Origin of the sequence: Micromonospora sp. NBC_01412 (assembly GCF_045040215.1) — a bacterium.
In the GTDB taxonomy this organism is placed as follows: domain Bacteria; phylum Actinomycetota; class Actinomycetes; order Mycobacteriales; family Micromonosporaceae; genus Micromonospora; species Micromonospora rubida.
In genome coordinates this window covers 1,319,346-1,337,543 of record NZ_CP109528.1, presented here as the reverse complement: position 1 = coordinate 1,337,543, position 18,198 = coordinate 1,319,346, and the positions used below count along the sequence as shown (strand labels likewise).

The 18,198-nt window shown below is 68.6% G+C and carries 15 protein-coding genes, 1 other RNA gene and 3 pseudogenes; 10 read left to right on the top strand and 9 right to left on the bottom strand.

Features of this window, described 5'->3' with window-relative positions; all coding sequences use genetic code 11:
• The first annotated feature begins 56 nt into the window (after window positions 1-56).
• Window positions 57-1,712: a monocarboxylate uptake permease MctP gene (gene mctP / locus OG617_RS05755; protein WP_405099341.1), complete on the top strand. Its 1,656-nt coding sequence runs from the start codon at window positions 57-59 to the stop codon at window positions 1,710-1,712.
• A gap of 90 nt (window positions 1,713-1,802) precedes the next feature.
• Here mctP and OG617_RS05750 read toward each other — a convergent pair whose 3' ends face one another.
• Window positions 1,803-2,279, bottom strand: a complete 477-nt coding sequence (locus tag OG617_RS05750; RefSeq protein WP_405099339.1) for a MarR family winged helix-turn-helix transcriptional regulator — start codon at window positions 2,277-2,279, stop codon at window positions 1,803-1,805.
• Between the two features lie 53 nt (window positions 2,280-2,332).
• Between OG617_RS05750 and OG617_RS05745 the strand changes: the two genes are divergently transcribed.
• Window positions 2,333-3,565 carry an MFS transporter gene (locus tag OG617_RS05745; protein WP_405099337.1) on the top strand — a complete coding sequence of 411 codons (1,233 nt, stop codon included), beginning with the start codon at window positions 2,333-2,335 and terminating at the stop codon, window positions 3,563-3,565.
• 84 nt (window positions 3,566-3,649) lie between these two features.
• On the opposite strand, the gene OG617_RS05740 is transcribed toward OG617_RS05745, so the two are convergent.
• Window positions 3,650-4,411 carry a sulfite exporter TauE/SafE family protein gene (locus OG617_RS05740; RefSeq protein WP_405099335.1) on the bottom strand — a complete coding sequence of 254 codons (762 nt, stop codon included), beginning with the start codon at window positions 4,409-4,411 and terminating at the stop codon, window positions 3,650-3,652.
• 239 nt (window positions 4,412-4,650) lie between these two features.
• Here OG617_RS05740 and OG617_RS05735 point away from each other — a divergent pair, with 239 nt between their 5' ends.
• Entirely contained in the window at window positions 4,651-5,022 is a 372-nt protein-coding gene (locus OG617_RS05735) for a hypothetical protein (protein ID WP_405099333.1), read from the top strand.
• A gap of 73 nt (window positions 5,023-5,095) precedes the next feature.
• Window positions 5,096-5,512, top strand: an RNA gene (gene rnpB / locus OG617_RS05730) — RNase P RNA component class A.
• 391 nt (window positions 5,513-5,903) lie between these two features.
• On the opposite strand, the gene OG617_RS05725 is transcribed toward rnpB, so the two are convergent.
• The 3 genes and pseudogenes from OG617_RS05725 to OG617_RS05715 form a co-directional block, all read right to left on the bottom strand.
• Window positions 5,904-6,095 carry a hypothetical protein gene (locus tag OG617_RS05725; protein ID WP_405099331.1) on the bottom strand — a complete coding sequence of 64 codons (192 nt, stop codon included), beginning with the start codon at window positions 6,093-6,095 and terminating at the stop codon, window positions 5,904-5,906.
• 532 nt (window positions 6,096-6,627) lie between these two features.
• On the bottom strand, window positions 6,628-7,092 hold the full coding sequence (locus tag OG617_RS05720; RefSeq protein ID WP_405099329.1) for a DIP1984 family protein: 465 nt from the start codon (window positions 7,090-7,092) through the stop codon (window positions 6,628-6,630).
• A gap of 178 nt (window positions 7,093-7,270) precedes the next feature.
• Window positions 7,271-8,434: pseudogene (locus OG617_RS05715) on the bottom strand (IS3 family transposase).
• A gap of 743 nt (window positions 8,435-9,177) precedes the next feature.
• Here OG617_RS05715 and OG617_RS05710 point away from each other — a divergent pair.
• From OG617_RS05710 to OG617_RS05700, 3 genes and pseudogenes are all read left to right on the top strand, one after another.
• Window positions 9,178-10,412, top strand: a pseudogene (locus OG617_RS05710) (IS3 family transposase).
• A 340-nt stretch (window positions 10,413-10,752) separates the two neighbouring features.
• Window positions 10,753-11,061 carry a hypothetical protein gene (locus OG617_RS05705; RefSeq protein ID WP_405099327.1) on the top strand — a complete coding sequence of 103 codons (309 nt, stop codon included), beginning with the start codon at window positions 10,753-10,755 and terminating at the stop codon, window positions 11,059-11,061.
• Window positions 10,982-11,614: a hypothetical protein gene (locus OG617_RS05700; RefSeq protein ID WP_405099325.1), complete on the top strand. Its 633-nt coding sequence runs from the start codon at window positions 10,982-10,984 to the stop codon at window positions 11,612-11,614. Before OG617_RS05705 ends, OG617_RS05700 begins: the two co-directional genes overlap by 80 nt.
• A gap of 343 nt (window positions 11,615-11,957) precedes the next feature.
• On the opposite strand, the gene OG617_RS05695 is transcribed toward OG617_RS05700, so the two are convergent.
• Entirely contained in the window at window positions 11,958-13,073 is a 1,116-nt protein-coding gene (locus OG617_RS05695) for a MerR family transcriptional regulator (protein ID WP_405099323.1), read from the bottom strand.
• A gap of 301 nt (window positions 13,074-13,374) precedes the next feature.
• Between OG617_RS05695 and OG617_RS05690 the strand changes: the two genes are divergently transcribed.
• Complete coding sequence (locus OG617_RS05690) at window positions 13,375-14,538, top strand: IS110 family transposase (RefSeq protein WP_405096680.1); 1,164 nt, start codon at window positions 13,375-13,377, stop codon at window positions 14,536-14,538.
• 272 nt (window positions 14,539-14,810) lie between these two features.
• Here OG617_RS05690 and OG617_RS05685 read toward each other — a convergent pair.
• Window positions 14,811-14,936 (bottom strand): annotated as a pseudogene (locus tag OG617_RS05685) (integrase core domain-containing protein); the annotation flags it as partial.
• Window positions 14,937-15,044: 108 nt separating this feature from the next.
• Here OG617_RS05685 and OG617_RS05680 point away from each other — a divergent pair.
• On the top strand, window positions 15,045-15,608 hold the full coding sequence (locus OG617_RS05680; protein WP_405099321.1) for a dihydrofolate reductase family protein: 564 nt from the start codon (window positions 15,045-15,047) through the stop codon (window positions 15,606-15,608).
• Between the two features lie 738 nt (window positions 15,609-16,346).
• Window positions 16,347-16,937 carry a DinB family protein gene (locus OG617_RS05675; protein ID WP_405099319.1) on the top strand — a complete coding sequence of 197 codons (591 nt, stop codon included), beginning with the start codon at window positions 16,347-16,349 and terminating at the stop codon, window positions 16,935-16,937.
• A gap of 123 nt (window positions 16,938-17,060) precedes the next feature.
• On the opposite strand, the gene OG617_RS05670 is transcribed toward OG617_RS05675, so the two are convergent.
• Both OG617_RS05670 and OG617_RS05665 read right to left on the bottom strand, forming a co-directional pair.
• Window positions 17,061-17,786 carry a PrsW family glutamic-type intramembrane protease gene (locus OG617_RS05670; RefSeq protein ID WP_405099317.1) on the bottom strand — a complete coding sequence of 242 codons (726 nt, stop codon included), beginning with the start codon at window positions 17,784-17,786 and terminating at the stop codon, window positions 17,061-17,063.
• On the bottom strand, window positions 17,761-18,084 hold the full coding sequence (locus tag OG617_RS05665; protein WP_405099315.1) for a hypothetical protein: 324 nt from the start codon (window positions 18,082-18,084) through the stop codon (window positions 17,761-17,763). The genes OG617_RS05670 and OG617_RS05665 overlap by 26 nt, the downstream gene beginning before the upstream one ends.
• Between the last annotated feature and the right edge of the window lie 114 nt (window positions 18,085-18,198).

The following is an 18,198-nucleotide window of genomic DNA, read 5'->3' as shown; positions in this document are numbered from 1 at the left end:
GGGAGGAGTGAGCCGGGCCTGCGAGCCCCGCAGTCGCGAACGAAGGCGGTGCAGTGATGTGGCGCGACCACCTGACCGAGATCATCGTCTTCGCGGTGCTGTTCCTGCTGGTCAGCGCCATGGGCTTCGTCGCGGCGCGGTGGCGGGCCCCGAAGGACATGGCCCACCTCGACGAGTGGGGGCTGGGCGGGCGCAGCTTCGGGGGCTGGGTCACCTGGTTCCTGGTCGGCGGCGACCTGTACACCGCGTACACCTTCGTGGCGGTGCCGGCGCTGATGTTCGGCGCGGGTGCGGCCGGGTTCTTCGCCGTGCCGTACACGATCGTGATCTACCCGCTGGTGTTCCTGGTGCTGTGCCGGCTCTGGTCGGTCTCGCACCGGCACGGCTTCGTCACCCCGGCCGACTTCGTCCGCAGCCGGTTCGACTCGCCGGTGCTGGCGCTGCTCATCGCGATCACCGGCATCGTCGCCACCATGCCGTACATCGCTTTGCAGCTCGTCGGCATCGAGGCGGTGCTCAAGACCATGGGGGTGACCGGGGACAGCGCGGTGGCCCGGCACCTGCCGATCATCATCGCGTTCGCGATCCTGGCCGCGTACACGTACCAGTCGGGGCTGCGCGCGCCGGCGCTGATCGCGTTCGTGAAGGACACGCTGATCTACATCGTGATCCTGGTGGCGGTGATCTGGCTGCCGCAGAGGCTGGGCGGCTGGGGCAGCATCTTCGACGCCGCCGAGGCGAAGTTCGCCGCGTCGCCGAACCCGAACGACGGGATCCTGCTCAACGCCAACAACCAGCTCCAGTACGTCACCCTGGCGCTCGGCTCGGCGCTGGCGCTGTTCCTGTACCCGCACAGCATCACCGGCGTGCTGGCCAGCCGGAACCGGGACGTGATCAAGCGGAACATGTCGGCGCTGCCCGCGTACAGCCTGGTGCTGGGGTTGATCGCGCTGCTCGGCTTCATGGCCATCGCGGCGGGGGTGAAGCCGCTGCCCGGGGCGACCGCCGGCACCGTGGACAGCAACACGGTGGTGCCGGTGCTGTTCGACCAGCAGTTCCCGGACTGGTTCGCCGGGGTCGCGTACGCGGCCATCGGCATCGGCGCGCTGGTGCCGGCGGCGATCATGTCGATCGCGGCGGCGAACCTGTTCACCCGCAACATCTACAAGGAGTACCTGAAGCGGGACGCCACCCCGGCCCAAGAGGCGAACGTCTCGAAGATCACCTCGCTGGTGGTGAAGGTCGGCGCGGTGGCCTGCATCGTCTTCCTCGACCCGCAGTTCTCCATCGACCTCCAGCTCATCGGCGGCGTGATCATCCTTCAGACGCTGCCGGCGGTGGCGCTGGGCCTCTACACCCGCTGGTTCCACCGGGGCGCGCTGGTCGCGGGCTGGGTGGCCGGCATGGGCCTGGGCATGTGGATGCTCTATCAGATCCCCAACCCGGCGACGAAGCGGGCGCACTTCGGCGGCTCGGCGTTCCCGTTGAGTGACTTGGGCTTCGACACCACGAAGACGATCTACGTCGGCATCGTGGCCGTGCTGGTGAACCTCGTGGTCGCCGCCCTGGTCACCCTGGCCCTGCGGGCCGCTCGGGTGGCCGAGGGCACCGACGGCACCACCCCGGACGACTACTTCGCCGACGAGGGCGACCCGCGCGTCACCCCCGGTGCCGCCCGGGGCGCGGACGCCGCCCCCGAACCCGTCGCCTGAGCGGCGCGGAGGGGCCCCAGGTCGTCGTCTCGGTCTTGATGATCCGCAGCGAGCGGCCGGGGCCCTTCCGTGTGTCCGCGCCCGGCCGGCTCAGCGGCGGGTGCGGTTCTCCAGGGCCTCGTTGAGCCGGGCGAGCATGTCGGCGAGGGTGTCTCGGTCCCCGGGCGTCCAGTCGGCGAGGATGTCGCCGTAGAGCCGGGTGCGGGCCGCCCGCACGGCGGCCATCCGGTGCAGCCCCGCCGGGGTGGGGGAGATGACCGTGCCCCGGCCGTCGGTCGGGTCGGGGGCCCGGGCGATCAGGGCGTCCCGCTGCATCGCGGAGACCTGCCGGGTGACCGTGGAGCCGTCCAGGTTGAGCCGGGCGGCCAGCGCCGAGACGTTCTGCGGCCCGGCCACGGCCAGGTGCCGCAGGATCACGTACGCCGCGCGGTCCAGCACCCGGTGCTCGGCGGTGCCGGTGGCCCGTCGGGTCGCCTCGCCGAGGCGCATCAGCATCGCCACTTCGGTCTCGATCCGCGCGAGGGCGGTCTCGTCCGGCCCGCTTCCCGTGGTGTGGTCGTCGCTCATGACTGTATGATACAACGGAATTACCTGTACGATACAGCTATATTGGAGGCGGAGTGGATCGGCGTACCGAGCCCAACCGCAGTGCCATCTACGCCACCACGCTGGTGGCCTTCCTCGCCATCGCGGGCATCGCCGTGGTCGACCCGATCCTGCCCGCCATCGGCGAGGCCATCGGGGTCACCGCCTGGCAGGTCGAACTGCTGTTCACCGCGTACATCGCGGTGATGGCCGTCGGGATGATCCCGGCGACTCTGGCCAGCGGCCGGTTCGGCTTCAAGCCCGTGCTGATCACCGGCGTGTCGGTGGTCGGCCTGGCCGCCATCGGAGCCTCGTTCAGCAACGACATCGTCCAGCTCTCCGTGCTGCGCGGCGTGTGGGGGCTGGGCAACGCGATGTTCTTCGCCACCGCCATGGTGGTGCTGGTCAACCTCGCCAACGACCGCGAATGGGTGGTCGGCCTCTTCGAGACCGCGCTCGGCCTCGGCTTCGCCGTCGGACCGCTGATCGGCGGCCTGCTCGGCCAGGTGAGCTGGCGGCTACCGTTCTTCGTCTGCGGCGTGTTCATGGTGCTCGCCCTGGCCGTCGCGTCCCGCAAGATCCGCGAGCCGGCCAACCGACAGACGCCCGTACGCGTCGGGCAGATCTTCTCGACCTACCGCAAGCCCGCGTTCGTCACCCTGTGCGTGGTCACCGCCGCGTACAACTTCGTCTTCTTCGTGGTGCTCGGCTACACGCCGCTCTTCCTCGGCCTGGACATCGTCCCGCTGGGGCTGGCGTTCACCGGCTGGGGCCTCGGCCTGGCCGCCGGAATCCTGGTGATTGGCCACCGGCTCGCCCACCGCATCGGCGCCGTGCAGACCGTCGGCGTGGCCATCGCCGGCCTGCTGGTCTGCATGGTCCTGTTCGCCACCTCGACCGGCACCGCCATGTCGCTGGTGGTGCTCGTGACCTCCGGCCTGTTCATGGGCCTGGCCAACGCCAACCTCACCGACCTGGCGCTCGGCCTCGGCTCCGGCGACCGCCGGGTGGCCACCGGCGCGTTCAACCTGGTCCGCTGGGGCGCCGCCGCGCCCGCCCCGATCATCTCCGGCAAGCTCGCCGAGCACAGCCTCGCCCTGCCGTTCTGGGTCGGCTTCGGCGTGCTCGCCGTCGGCGTGCTGGTCTACCTGGCCTTCGCCCACGTGATGGCCGCCGGCTACGGCGAGCGGGTGCTCTGGTCCCGCTGGAACCGGGCCGCCGCCGGCGCCGAGCACACCCCGGAGGAGCCGGTCGGCGAGGCGTACTGAGCCGCCGCCGAGCCCGCGACCGGGCCCGTTCCTCGGGGTGCCGCAGGCCCCGTGCCCGGTCCACGGGCGGCCTCGGTCGCCGGATCAGCGCAGCGCGCGCCAGAGCAGGTACAGGCCGATGCCGGTGCCGAACACCACGATCAGCGTCTTCAACACCACCGGCGGCAGCCGGCGGACCAGCCGCGCGCCCGCGTACCCGCCGACCAGGGTCGCCGGGGCGACCACCGCGACGGCGGCCCAGTTGATCGGGCCGAACAGCGCGAAGACCACCAGCGTGGTCAGCCCGACCGTGGCGGACAGCAGGTTCTTGACCGCCGACACCCGGGCCAGCGTCGCGTCCAGCACCAGGGCCAGGCCGGCCACCAGCATCACCCCCAGCGCCGCGCCGAAGTAGCCGCCGTACACCGCGCCGACAGCGACCATGGCCTGCACCGTCACGGTACGGCGGCGCGGCGCCAGGTCGGCCGGGTGCCCGACGAGGCGGCGCAGCGGATCCTGGAAGGCGAGCACGGCGGTGGCCCCGAGCACCAGGAACGGCACCGTCAGCTCGAACGCCCGCGCCGGGGTGGCCAGCAGCAGCAGGCAGCCGACGATCGTGCCGGCGACGGTGGTCGGCAGCAGCAGCCACAGCGACCGCCCGCGCGGCAGGTCCGCCCGGCTGCCCGCCACGCTGGCCACGTACCCGGGGAAGACCGACACGGAGTTGCTCACGTTCGCCGGAATCGGTGGCAGGCCGACCGCGATCAGGGCCGGGAAGGTGATCAGCGAACCGCCCCCGGCCACCGCGTTCACCGTGCCCGCGGCGAGACCGGCGGTGACCAGGAGCGCGGCGCTGGAGAGATCCACGATCCCCGAGGCTAGTACGTACGACCACCGCCGCCCGCCCCGACAGTCGTGCCGGGGGGCTCAGTGGCCACGGGGGCAGCCGGGCCGCCAGGGCCGAGGCGTACGTGCGGTCGCGGCTGGCCCCGACCTCAGCGACGACGATCTGAGCGGCGCGGAGAGCGTGTGGGCTGCCGTCGAGGCTGGCGAGTCGCCCGAGGCCCTGCCGGACTCTCGCCGTTGGGCCGCGTGAGCAGAGCGGTGTGGTCTTCGACCACACCGCTCTGCTCGCCTTCGGCGCTGGCCACCGAATGCTGTCCGGCCTCGTCGTCCAAGCGCACCAGGCTCAGGGCAGGCACCTGTTCGTGCCCGCCCTCTGCCTCGCCGGTGCCACCGCCGAGCGGACCGCCCTCGGCGAGCATGTCGGGGCGCTACCCGCGATGGAGGTCGTCGAGCTGGGATACTCCGCCGCCCTCGTCGTCGGGCGACTCGTCAAACAGGGTGTCGACTGGCGGCTCGTCCATGCCGTCGTGCTCGACTGTCCGGAGCCGGAGTGGCCTCAGGGGCGCCCGGTCCTGATCGACTCTCCGAAGGCGTACGCCGGGCTGGGCGTCGTGACGATCGGCATCCCCTGAGCGAAGGCGGACGCTCACCGACGGGTGCGCAATAGACGCGCACGCCCCGTCGTTAGGATGGGTGAGCGACGGACGAGTCGACCGGGCGGTCGCGTTGACGGGCTCCGGCCCGTCGCCGAGGAACGTCCGGACTCCACAGGGCAGGGTGGTTGTTAACGGCAACCCGGGGCGACCCGCGGGACAGTGCCACAGAAAACAGACCGCCGACCCCAACGGGGACGGTAAGGGTGAAACGGTGGGGTAAGAGCCCACCAGCATCCCGGGTGACCGGGATGGCTTGGTAAACCCCACCCGGAGCAAGGCCAAAATGGGCCATCACCGCAAGGTGACGGCCCAGCGCAGACGCTTGAGGGCTGCCCGCCCGATGTCTGCGGGTAGGCCGCACGAGCCTGCCGGCGACGGCAGGCCTAGATGGATGGCCGCCGCTGGCGCGGGCCCCGCGAGGGGTACGCGCCGGGCACAGAATCCGGCGTACAGGTCGACTCGTCCGTCGCCCACCAGCTCAGAGACCTTATCAAGGCTCTGAGCTGGTTCTATGTTCGGGCGTCGATGGTCGTCCTTGGTCAACACTGGCCGGCGTTTGACGCCCTGACGACGCCCTGACGCCCTGGAGACGCCCTGAGCGCGGGCTCAGTTGACCTCGCCTTGGGTCGGCCGGGCTGCGCCGTCGTGGGCCTCTGTGGGGCCGGCGCGTGGGGTTCCGGGTAGGGGTCGGCGGCTGCGGGGGAGGGTCGGGTACGTCCTGGCCGTGGAGCTGGGTGCCGCCACGGGATGAGCCAGTGGCAAGCCAGTCCCGGGGTTGGACTGGCGCGGCAGCCGGAAGCCCCAACCTCGACGGCGGCCGACGTGCTGGCTTCCGTACCACATTGCTGGCCCGCCGCCTATCCGAACCTTCCAGAGCCGCCCAATCGGATGTCCAGGTCTCGCAGGAGTGCGCCGAGCCGTCTGCTGGTGTCGGTGTCCATGTGCGGGATTCCTCTGCCTGCGGCTTGATGCTCGCCCAGGTTGTACAGGGCATCGCGAAGGTCCTCGGCGGTGGCGGGGTCGAGTCGCAGCTCGATCGCGTCGTTCATGCTGTGACCGTAGTGCTGCCGGCAGCAGGCGTGAGGGCGGTGTCCCGGCGGCTGTCGGTGGCTCACCGCCCCGGCGCCGTAGGCGGCCGGGGCGGCTTGCCGCCGGCCGGGCTTGCCGCCCCGCACCGCGCGGAGCGCGGTGCCTTGATCCAAAAGAGAGCAATTCGGCAAGCAGCCCACCACCGGCCTGTCCTCCGTCGACTGATGTGCGACAGTCGTTCGCCAACTGATCTGCGACACCTCGGCGCGCTCGTCGCGGCAGATCAGTGCGGGCATCGAGCGTTGTAGCGAAAGAGCTGTACCAGTACGGGTTGCGGAAGTCCCCTGTCCCACCCTCACCGTCGTGGATCTGCACCCGGTAGTGTGCCGTGCCCTGTGCGCCGTCACCTGTGTCCTGTGCTGGGCATGCGATGTATGCCAGGGAGTCGAACCCCCACGCCTGCCCTCGGCGCGCCAGGAGTGAGCCGGAATACCCGCCGGCTCTCGGGTTCGTGCACGCCTCCACGTCGGCTACCTGCTCCGCAACCTGTCGTCAGTCCAGCAGGTCGACCTCCCAGTTCGTCCGCTGGATCAGGGTGTCGACCTCGCGAAGTTGCCGGGCTAGGTCGTCGGCCTGGCTGCGCAGTTGCGCCACCGGCAGGGCCGGGATCATCTTCAGCTCCGACCGCAACTGCCGAAACCCTCGCTGGCCCTCCCCGACAGCGGCATCGGCGGCAGAGGTGACCACGCTGTGCCGCAAGCGAAGCACGTCGCGCCGTGCCAGAGCGTCGGTGAGTGTGCCACCGTCAACCCCGGTGGCGGCGTTGGTGCGGTTGATTCGTCGGATCAGCGCCTCCAGTTCACCGAGCACCTCGCCGACCTCCCCCAGGAGAGCCGCAGCGTCCTCCGCAGGCGTCTCACCCTCCTGGAACCGCGCGCTGGCGACGATGCGGGCACGGAGTTGTTCGGCGCGACGCGCCGCATCCGCGCGCAACGCAAGAGCCTCAGCAAGCTTCATAGGCACCAGTATGACCAGCGAAGATCACCGCCGCCTCCCAATTCCGTTGACCAGCAGGAGAAGAAGGAACAGGAAGGACGGTACGCGGGTTGCGGCATGATCGTGCGCCGCCCCCTGGAGGTGCCGCACAAGGTCGTGCTCCTGTTGGGTCTGCTGCACCGGTAGGTGACAGTTTCAGTCACGCGGCCTGACTGGCCGGTGGGGTCATGATGGTCTCGTACTCGATAGGGGTCAGCCGGGACAGGGATCGCTGTCGTCTGCGGCGGTGGTAGGTCCGTTCGATCCAGGTCACGATCGCGGTCCTCAGCTGCTGGCGGGTGGTCCAGGTTCGCCGGTCGAGGACGTTGTTCTGCAGCAGGCCGAAGAACGATTCCATGGCGGCGTTGTCGCCGGCGGCGCCGACTCTGCCCATCGACCCGATCATGTGATGCTGGTTGAGGGCGCGGATGAGTTTCCGGCTGCGAAACTGGGACCCGCGGTCGGTGTGTAGCACGCAGCCGGCCACTCGGCCGCGTCGGGCTACGGCGTTGTGCAACGCGTTGACGGCCAGCCGGGACTTCATCCGTGAGTCGATGGAGTAGCCGACGATCCTCCTCGACCAGACGTCCTTGATCGCGCACAGGTAGAGCTTGCCCTCGGCGGTGTGGTGCTCGGTGATGTCGGCCAGCCACAGCTGGTTCGCCCGTGGCGCGGTGAAGTCCCGGCGCACGAGATCGTCGTGCACCGGCGGCCCGACCTTGCCGCCCTTGCCGCGGCGCTTCTTCTTGCCGAACGCGCTCCACCAGCCGTTACCCGAGCAGATCCGCCACGCGGTTCGATCGGCCATCGGATGCCCAGCGTGCCGGGCCTCGTCAACCAGGAACCGGTACCCGAACTCCGGATCGTCGCGGTGGGCGTCCACCAGGGCGTTCGCGCGGTAAGCGGCAACGAGTTCGGCGTCGCCGACAGGCCGGGCGAGCCACCGGTAGTAGGGCTGACGAGCGATGCTCAATACCCGGCACGTCACCGCTACGGGGATACCGTCGGCGGCCAGCTCGCTCACGAGCGGGTAGAGCCTTTCCCCGGCAGGTTCGCCTGCGACAGATACGCCGCGGCCCGGCGCAGGACCTCGTTCTCCTGCTCCAGCAACCGGATCCGCTTGCGGGCCTCGCGCAACTCGGCTGACTCGCTGCCGCTGACACCCGGTCTGGTCCCAGCGTCAACGTCAGCCTGGCGCAACCACTTGAACAACGTCATCGGGTGGACTCCGAAGTCCTTCGCGATCTGCTCGACCGTCAGGGTCCCGGTCACGGGCCACCCGCACGACGTCATCGCGGAACTCACGAGGGTAGGGCTTGGGCACGGCAACATCCTTCCAGCCCGCCACCAGGGCAAGCCATCTCAGATGTCACCTACCGGTGCAGCAGACCCGTTCGACCTCGCCCCTCCTGGCTACGAGGACATGCCGCCGGACGAACTGCGGGCCTCGGTGGCAGGCCTCGTACGACGGACCAAACGCCTGCGATCGAGCGGTCAGGTGCCTGCATCGAGCCAACGTCGCCAGCTCGTGCGGGTGGGAGTTTGCTCGGGATGCGTGCCCACATGGAGAACGAACCGTGCTCGGCGCTGGACCAGGGGATCGTCGGCGGACGTTAGCATCTCCACCTCATGGAAGAACAGCGAGTCGTGGAGATGACGGACCAAGCTGGCGTACAGCCAGTCCTTGCACCGGTACGGTCGCCTCAGTGCCGCGAGGATCAGCTCAGCGATCTGTGGCTTGATGGCCTCCGGGAGACCGCCCCGATTGAGTCGGCGAAGGAGCACCTCCTTCGTTCCCCAGCGGGACCACATCCACGACTCCGGCGCTCCCCACTCGTCGGGATACTCCGTCTCCCACCGCAGGTAGAGGGCGGCGATCGGCGCCCAGCGTGCGTGGCCGGCGCGGTCGTCGTCCGAAGCGTCCCGAAAGGCATGGAGAGGTCCGTAGATTGTCTGCTCCTGATGCCACCGGAAGTCAGCGCACGCTTGGTCTAACCCCGCGGCGAGCCGCGCTGTGTCCCGCACCGGGTTTGATGGAGACATCGAAACCTGGGAGGAACACCAGCGATGCCCGCACCGAAGAAGTACCCCGATGAGCTGCGCGAGCGAGCGACCCGGTTGGCGGTCGAGGCCCGCCGGGACCCGGCGTCCGCGGTCGGAGCGATCCGCCGGATCGCCGGGCAGCTCGGCATCCACCCGGAGGCGTTGCGGACCTGGGTGAAGAAGGCCGAGACCGACGCCGGTGAGCGGCCGGGCACCACCAGCAGCGACGCGGAACGCCTCGCCGCCCTCGAACGGGAAGTGCGTGAGCTGCGCCGGGCGAACCAGATCCTGAAGTCCGCAGCGAGTTTCTTCGCGGCGGAGCTGGACCGTCCGTCGCGATGAAGGTCGACTTCGTCGACTCCCAGAAGGCCGAACACGGTGTCCAGCCGGTCCTGCAGGCGCTCGAAGACACGCCGGCACAGATCGCACCGTCGACCTACTACGCCGCCAAGACCCGCCCGGCCTCGGCCCGGTCGCGGCGCGATGAGGAGCTGACCGCGGTGATCGAGCGGATCCACGCGGAGAATTACGGCGTCTATTGCGCCCGCAAGGTCTGGCACGAGTTGCGCCGACGCGGCGTGCGAGTGGCCCGCTGCACCGTCGAGCGGCTGATGCGCGAGTCCGGACTGCGCGGACTGCTGCGCGACAAGTCACCGCGCACGACCCGGCCAGCGGCCGAGACCGGCCGCCCGGGTGACCTGGTCAAACGTGACTTCACCGCGGTCCGCCCGAACCAGCTGTGGGTCGCGGACCTGACCTACGTGCGCACCAGCGTGGGCTGGGTGTACGCCGCGTTCGTCCTCGACGTGCACTCTCGCATGATCGTCGGCTGGCAGGTCGCCACCAGCCTCTACACGGATCTGGCTCTCGACGCGCTGAAGATGGCGATCTGGCGCCGCGAGAACCAAGGCGCTGACCTGCGCAAACTGGTACACCATTCCGACCGGGGAGTCCAATACCGAACGATTCGCTACACCCAGCGGTTGGCCGAGGCCGGCGCCGTCGCCTCGGTCGGCTCCAAGGGCGACTCCTACGACAACGCCATGGCCGAGGCGTTCAACTCCCTCTACAAGGCCGAACTCGTCCGCAACACCGGCCCCTGGCGTGGACTCGACGACCTGGAGATGGCCACCGTCGAGTACATCGACTGGTACAACAACCGGCGCCTACACGGCGAACTCGGCCACGTCCCACCAGCTGAGTACGAAGCACTACACACGATGACCCAGCCGGTCACCGCACTCCTGGAAACCAGATAACCCAATCTCCATCAAACCCGGGGCTTGACACTGACTGGACCTCGACCGGTAATGCGCTGCCCACAGGCCGTTCGACCGGTGCAACGCGTCGCTCGCCGCAGCGAGCAGTGCCTGATGACGAGCAAGCGCATGGTGACGCATGACCGGATCGATCGCCACCAGGTCAAACAGCCAGGAGTAGTCGCCGCGCGGCTCCGCAAACACCATGGAAGCTTGCCATCCCCGCCCATCCAGGAAGTAGCGGCACCGGCAAGTGTCAAGAGAGGTGGTGCGGGACTCGCGGCAGATCCGAATGCAGGGTAGACATCTTGATCTTGCCGGTCACGTAGTGTGTCGCGGCATGACGACGACCGATGACGAGCCGGACGCTGCGATCGAGCGGGTACTGGACGAGGCGTACGCGGCGTTCGACGCCGAGCGGTACGACCGCGCCGGTGAGCTGCTGACGGGGGTGGCCGTCGGGGTGGCGCCCGGTCTCGCCAAGGCGCTCTGGTTTGATGCCGCGTTGTGCGCTCTGCGGATGCGGGACTGGCCGACCGCCCGTGACCGTGGCTTGCAGGCGGTCAGGTTTGTCGAGCGCGAACGAGCCGGCGTACTGGAACCTCGGCACCGCCGCGACCGCACTGCGGGACTGGGACCTGGCCCGTGACTGCTGGGCCGGCTTCGGGATGGAGCCGCTACCGGGCACCGGCCCGATCGACATCGACGGTGGACCCACCTGCGTCCGACTCGGCATTGGCGAGGTGGTCTGGGCCAGACGGATCGACCCGGTCCGGGCTCGTGTCCTCAACGTGCCGTTCGATCCGTCGCGCCGGTACGGCGAGATCGTCCTGCACAGCGGCGCCCCGAGCGGCGAGCGGGTCTCCGGCGGTGTCACCTACCCCGTCTTCGACGAGATCGAACTGTTCGAGGCATCACCGCTGGCAACGCTGGCCGTCAGGGTCACCGCCCGAGACGCCGACGACATCGAGGACCTGTCGGCGCGGTTCGCGCAGGACGGATACGGCATGGAGGTCCTCAACAGCCGCGTTGACCGGTGCTCCTGCTGCAGCCAGGGCACCCACCGCAGCGAACGGGGCCGCTTCGACGGCGAACAACCGCTGCTCATCGCCGCACCCGAGGACACCGCCCACGTAGTCCTTGACGCTTGGACACAGGACCGCCCGGACGCACGCTCCTGGACAGACCTACATCCAGCGTGACGTGGCCCGTGGCCCCCGATCATCGGCCTGAGGCAAGCCGAGCAATGGCACCCGGCGCGACACACGCTCGACCCAACAGCCACCCCAGCACTCAGCCAACCGCCGTCGGACGACGCCGCAGCGCGCAACGACGAGTAACCGCCGAGCGGATCGCGGCATGAGCGTGCACCGGATCTTCGCGTCGCACCCGAATGCCGCCGATGGGCTGGACCGACCGGTCCACGTTCGACCTGCGCGGCGATGACCTCCAGGTCGAGTGCGACATGGAGGCCAAGCGTCGCCGTGGCCGCAATTACTGATCGCGGTAGGTCAGCTGCGCGATGGCGTTCTCGCGCACGGTGGTTCAGGCTACGAGCAGGCGGAGGCCGAGCTCTGCGGTGTCGAGGGCGACGAGGTCACGGTTGCGCTCGGCCCACCGCCCTGAGGAAAGGTCTTCGCGGAGTGTGTTGACTGCCCGTTGCTCAGCCTGCGGTCCGACTCTGGTCCATACCGAAACCGCGCGGCGTACATGTTCGTCCAGGTATGCCTCAGGCCGGCGCCAGTGTGCCTCGAAGAAGCCGTCAGCGCAGTCCCAGGGGACGAGCACCGGCTCCGCGCGTCCTCCGATCGCGCGGGTCAGGTCGGCCAGGGACGGCCAGCCGACGAGAAGGTCCGCGAATTCAGGCAGGTAGTCGCGGGTGAGCCAGAACCGCTGACGCCAGCCGGTGTCATCGGCGTCGTACGTGAACACCACCACGCGGCGGGCCACACGCCGCATCTCACGCAGCCCGGCGACCGGGTCCGGCCAGTGATGGACGGTGCTGACCGCCATCGCGGCATCAAAAGACTGGTCCTCGAACGGCAGACTCTCCGCAGCGGCGGCAACGCACGGCGCCGCGCCCACGGGACGCTGCGCCCGCATGACCGCCGACGGTTCCACCGCCGTGACATCGCGGTCGGGGGGCTCGTAGGAACCGGTGCCAGCCCCGACGTTCAGCACCGTTCGGGCGTCCCCCAGCGCATCCCAAATGCGCGCGGCGATCCGCGGCTCGGTGCGCCGCGTTGCTGGGTAAGCAGATCCGATGGCGTCGTACAACTGCGCGCCGAACACTTTCAGTTGCTCCTCTGGCGTCGTCCTGATTCCCATTGCTCGTGCCTCCAGCTCCCTGTCTATGGCCGTCACCATGGCAGCAGCGCGGTCGCGCTGGTCCATCAGCAGGCCGCGCAGCCGGCACAGGTGCGCGACTGCGTCGGTGGCCGGATCGTCAACCAGATCCGCGATCTCCCGCAATCCGAAGCCGAGCCGCCGGTAGGCGAGCACCTCCCGGAGTCGCTCCACATCGTCGGCGGAGTAGGCTCGGTGCCCAGCTGCGGTCCGCGTGGACGGCTCCAGGAGGCCGATCTCGTCATAGTGATGCAGCGTGCGGACGCTGACGCCGGCCAACTCCGCCACACGCCCCACGGTCAGGTGCTCCTCCACGCCACCGACTATGTGGCATGACGCCGCGTGAGGAGCAAGCACTTCGCTGCTGGCATGATCGAGTTTCCGCTCATCGGCTACTTATGTACTGGTGCTACGACCGCAGCCCGGCCAGGCTTGGTCGAGGTGACCGGCGGGGTAGCTCTCTCATCGGCTGCCCACCGCGAGTTGGTGTGGCTCACTCATGGCATGCGTCCTGCCGGTCACCGTGGCGCGGAGAGGCTCAAGAGGGGTCTGCCCAGCTCGAAGTAGCGCTGCCCTCCTCGCCGGTTTCAGCCCGGTTTGATCGAGGAGGACGAGCGTGGGACGCGTCATCATCGGCATGGATCCGCACAAGCGGTCCGCGACTATCGAGATCATCAACGACCGTGAGCAGATCCTTGCCCAAGGTCGATTCGCCACCGACCGTGACGGCTACCAGGCGATGCTCAAGTTCGGCCGACAGAACAAGGACCGTGTCTGGGCGGTCGAGGGCTGCAACGGTATCGGCCGGCACATCGCTCAACGCCTCGTGGCTGATGGCGAGACTGTGATCGACGTTCCGGCGAAGCTGTCCGCGCGGGCTCGGGTCTTCGATACCGGTCAGGGTCGCAAGACCGACCCGGTCGACGCCCACAGCGTGGCCGTCGCGGCTTTACGGGCCAAGGGCCTGCGGGAGGTGGCCGTCGACGACGTGACGATTGCGCTGCGGCTGCTGGTCGACCGTCGCGATGGTCTTGGTCATGCCCGCACGGACCTACTCAACCGGATTCACAAGTTGCTCTTGGAACTGGTGCCCGGCGGGGCGAAGACGTTCCTGTCCGCCCCGCAAGCCCGGGCACTACTCAACACGGTCCGACCCCGTGACCTGGTCGGGTCCACCCGCCGGCGGCTCACGTCGGAACTCATCACCGAGCTGGCCCAGGTCGACAAGAAGATCAAGGCCGCGAACAAGGAGCTCACCGAACTCGTCGCCGCCACCGGCAGTGGTCTGCAGGACCTCAACGGCATCGGCCCGTCCGGCGCGGCCCGACTCATCGGCGACGTCGGTGACGTCAGCCGGTTCGCGACCCGTGGCCACTTCGCCTCCTGGAACGGCACCGCACCTCTGGACGCCTCGTCCGGCGACCAGAAACGTCACCGACTGTCCCGCGCCGGGAACCGGCGCATCAACCGGGTCCTGCACATCATGGCCATCGTCCAGATGCGGCACGACACCGAAGGTCGTGCGTACTACCGGCGCAAACTCGCCGCGGGCAAGACCCCGATGGAAGCCATACGCTGCCTGAAACGACGCCTGTCCGACGTCGTCTACAAGCAGATGATCAAAGATGCCACATCGGTGTGGACGGGTCCGGGAGGACACCTGGGGGCGACTCTTCAATCCAGCGCGGCCGACCCAATCCCCAAGGTCGACACTTCGGAACAGTCACTTCCCGGACCCGCCGAACCCCAGCCTAGAACACCATTCCTCGCCGCCTCTTGACACAGAGGGGTGCCATGACAGGACGTTTGGTCGGTGGCTAACCTGCCACCCCTAGATCGCCGGCCCCTGTCGCACATCACCTGGCGGAGTTGTGTCGCACGTCAGTTGTCGGATCACAGTGTCCTCCGTCGACTGATGCGCGACACGCGTCCGCCAGGTGATCTGCGAGTTGTTTACAGCAGATCGAACAACGTGGGCTCGTAGCCGAGTCCTTCTATCTGGGGCGTAGCGAAGTTCCCCGACTGCGGTGCAAGGCGGTACGTCGTGATCGGCACCCGACCGGCCGGAGGATTGTTCCCCAACGCGCTGTGGGGCCGCTCGTGGTTGTACGTGTTGAGGAAGTCCGCGAGCGCGGCGGTGCGCTCTTCGTCGCTGGCATAGGGACGGACGTAGAGCCATGTGCCCCGAGTGCGAGGACTACCTGCGAGCCGGATCGCGTACCGATCAGTTTCGTGCGCTGAACCGGGTCTAAACTTCCGAGACCGGCTGACGGAAGGCATGGCGCGATGCGGAAACTGATCTACGGCATGAACCTGACACTGGATGGCTACGTCGCCGCGCCCGGCGACGACCTCGGGTGGAGCGGGCCGAGCGACGAGCTGTTTCAGTGGTGGCTCGATCAGGAGCAGGCGATCGGCCTGTTGCTGTATGGGCGCAAGCTGTGGGAGGCCATGAGTTCCTACTGGCCGACCGGCGACCAGCAGCCCAATGCCACCCCGGCGGAGATCGAGTTCGCGCGGAACTGGCGGGACACGCCGAAGGTGGTGTTCTCCTCGGCGATGGAGAAGGTCGACTGGAACACCCGCCTGGTCACCGGCGACGCGGTCGCGGAGATCACCCGGCTCAAGGCTGAGGACGGCGAGCCGATGAGGGTTGGTGGTGCAACGCTCGCCGGGGCGGCCATGCGGGCCGGGCTGATCGACGAGTACACGATCGTGACCCATCCGGTCCTGGTGGGCGGCGGCACGCCGTTCTTCACCGCGCTGGATAGCTGGGTGAACCTGAACCTGGTGGAGACGCGGACGTTTCCCGGCGGGGTGGTTCTGACCAGGTACGAGACGAGGCGCTAAGCGCGCGCATGATCGTGCATCTCGATATCAAAGTGTGCGGCCTGTAATCAGTGCGGTCGAGGCGCTTGCATCGTCTGCTTTGGGGGCAAGGTCTGAGACGCCTGCATAAGCGGGTGAGATCGCCTTGGCGGGGTGCGTCAGTCGGGCTTGGACTGCTGGAGGTATGAGGAGGATCGGCTGGACGGCCCAGCGACGGCCCACAGTGGTTGTCGCCGGGCTCCGCCCCAGGTCAGTGGCGTTTCATCTTCATAATCCGGCGTACAGGTCGACTCGTCCGTCGCCCACCAGCCCCCACCAGCTCAGAGCCCTGATCAAGGCTCTGAGCTGGTTCTATGTTCGGGTGCCGATGGTCGTTCTTGGTCAACATTGGCCGGCGTTTGACGCCCTGAGAACGCCCTGACGCCCTGGAGACGCCCTGAGCGTGGGCTCAGTTGACCTTGCCTCGGCCCTGGCGGGCTGCGCTGTCGTGGGGGCCTTTCCGGGGCTGGCGCTCGGGGCTCTGGGTCGGGGCCAGCGGCTGCGGGGAGGGTCGGGCACGTCCTGGCGGTGGAGTTGGTGCCGCTACCCGGTGACCCGGTGGCAAGCCAGTCCCGGGTTTGGACTGGCGCGGCAGCCGGAAGCCCCGACCACGCGACCGGAGTTGCTCGCCGGCTTCCGTCACGGCCTTGCCGGGCTCGTTCCCTGTCGTACGGCCGGCGCCCCGCATGATGGTTCGGCGCATAAGGAAGACTGGCGGGCATGGCTGACTTGGGCGATGCGAAGGCTGCGCTGCACCACTACCTCGAAACGACTCGCGAAGACCTGATCTGGAAGCTCGACGGGCTGAGCGAACGCGAAGCCAGACTGCCCCGCACCGCGACCGGCAACAACCTGCTGGGAGTCCTTAAGCACTGCCTCAATGTCGAAGTCGGCTACTTCGGGCCTACCTTCGGGCGCGAATTCCCGACGCCTGCGGAACTGGTCCCCATGCAGGCGTACGACGAGGACCCGCAGGCAGACTGGTACGCGCGGGAGGACGAGACGAAGGATGGGCTGATCGACCTGTATCGCCGTGTCGGGGTGTTCGCGGATCAGACGATCGAACAGCTACCGCTCGACGCACCGGGGCGGGTGCCATGGTGGCGGCCAGGTGGACAGGCCGTGACGCTGCAAAGGATCATCGCCCACGTGACCTGCGACCTCGCTCGTCACGCCGGTCAGGCCGACATCATGCGCGAGCAGCACGACACGGCGATCGGCCTGCGGCGGGAGAACACCAACATCCCCGACGACTATGACTGGCCGGCGTACGTCACCAAGCTGACGAAGCTGGCTGACCGCTTCGGATAGCCGCCCGGTCCCGTCGGCACAGTTGGTGAGTTCAGCATCCGTCTCCGGCATGACAGGACCTTGCCTCGGCGGCCGTCCTGTCGCCCCTGGCTTGCTGGATTCGCCATGCATCAGGTGAAGCCGCTACTTGCGGTTACGGAGGCGATCGACCTCTGCCCGGGCGTGCTCGACGGCTTCGGTATCGCGCCCGCCGGAGCGGGCGACTTCCTGGGCCAGATCGTTGGCGGCCTCAAGGACATGCTTGGCAGCCTTGCGATCATGGTGCCCACGGATCGACTTGCGGTAGGCGCGGCGCTTTCGGTACCCGCTGGCTGCGGCCTCGACCTCAGCCTCGGTAAGCAGGCCACGGTCGGCCTCGGGAGCGAGAATGGCGCGTAGCCATCCCTGTTCCTGTGGGGCGGCAAGGCGGAACGTGACCGTCAGCAGTATCAATCCGACGATGAACAGGATGATCAGGATGAGGAAGAGGCCGGCAGCGCCGGCCAGGCGTTCACCGTAGGCGGCGGTGTTGTCCCAGCCGTTGTGCACCAGCATCGCGGCGAGTATCAGCAGCAGACCGCGCAGCCGGTGCCGGCCCTCGCCTCGGCCGATCAACCACATCAGGCCCGCGCAGAAGACCGCGCTGAACAGCACATGCTGGACCAGGCCGCTCACCGCTCGGGTGCCGATGATCTGCATGGCCGCGCTGACCTGACCCGCCCCGAAGCCGTTGCCCGCCGCGTTGAACACGTACAGCGCGTCTTCGGAGATCTGCAGGCCGAGGCCGGCGAACGCGCCGATCATCAGACCGTCGTACGGGCTACGAACCAGCCGCGGGGCCAAGTCACCCGTCGCCGGAGAACGCCGCATCGGCCGTACCCGCGGTGACCGGCACCGTGGTCTTGTCACCGACCCGGATTCCGCTCTCCAGCTCCCAGCCGGCCGGCGGCGTGACGACGATGCCCCCGCCCAGATCCAGGCGCTCACCGGCCCGGATCGGATCGTCCTGCGGCACCGCCCGATCGATCAGCGGCACCACGAACGTCAGCAGAACTGCGATCGCCGCGACCATGATCGTCGGCGTCAGGCTGCGCCTGTCGAGCCCGAGCCACCGGCGTTCCACCGGCACCCAGCCCTCGGCATTCCGCCCCCCACAGGTGTCGACCATGAATAACACCATGTCAGGTGCGCGGACGCCTCGTACCACCAGGAGACCGACGTTACGTCGTCCCCAGAGTGACGGTCGACCTGGCCGCTTCGGGAGGAAGTCATTCGGCGTGCG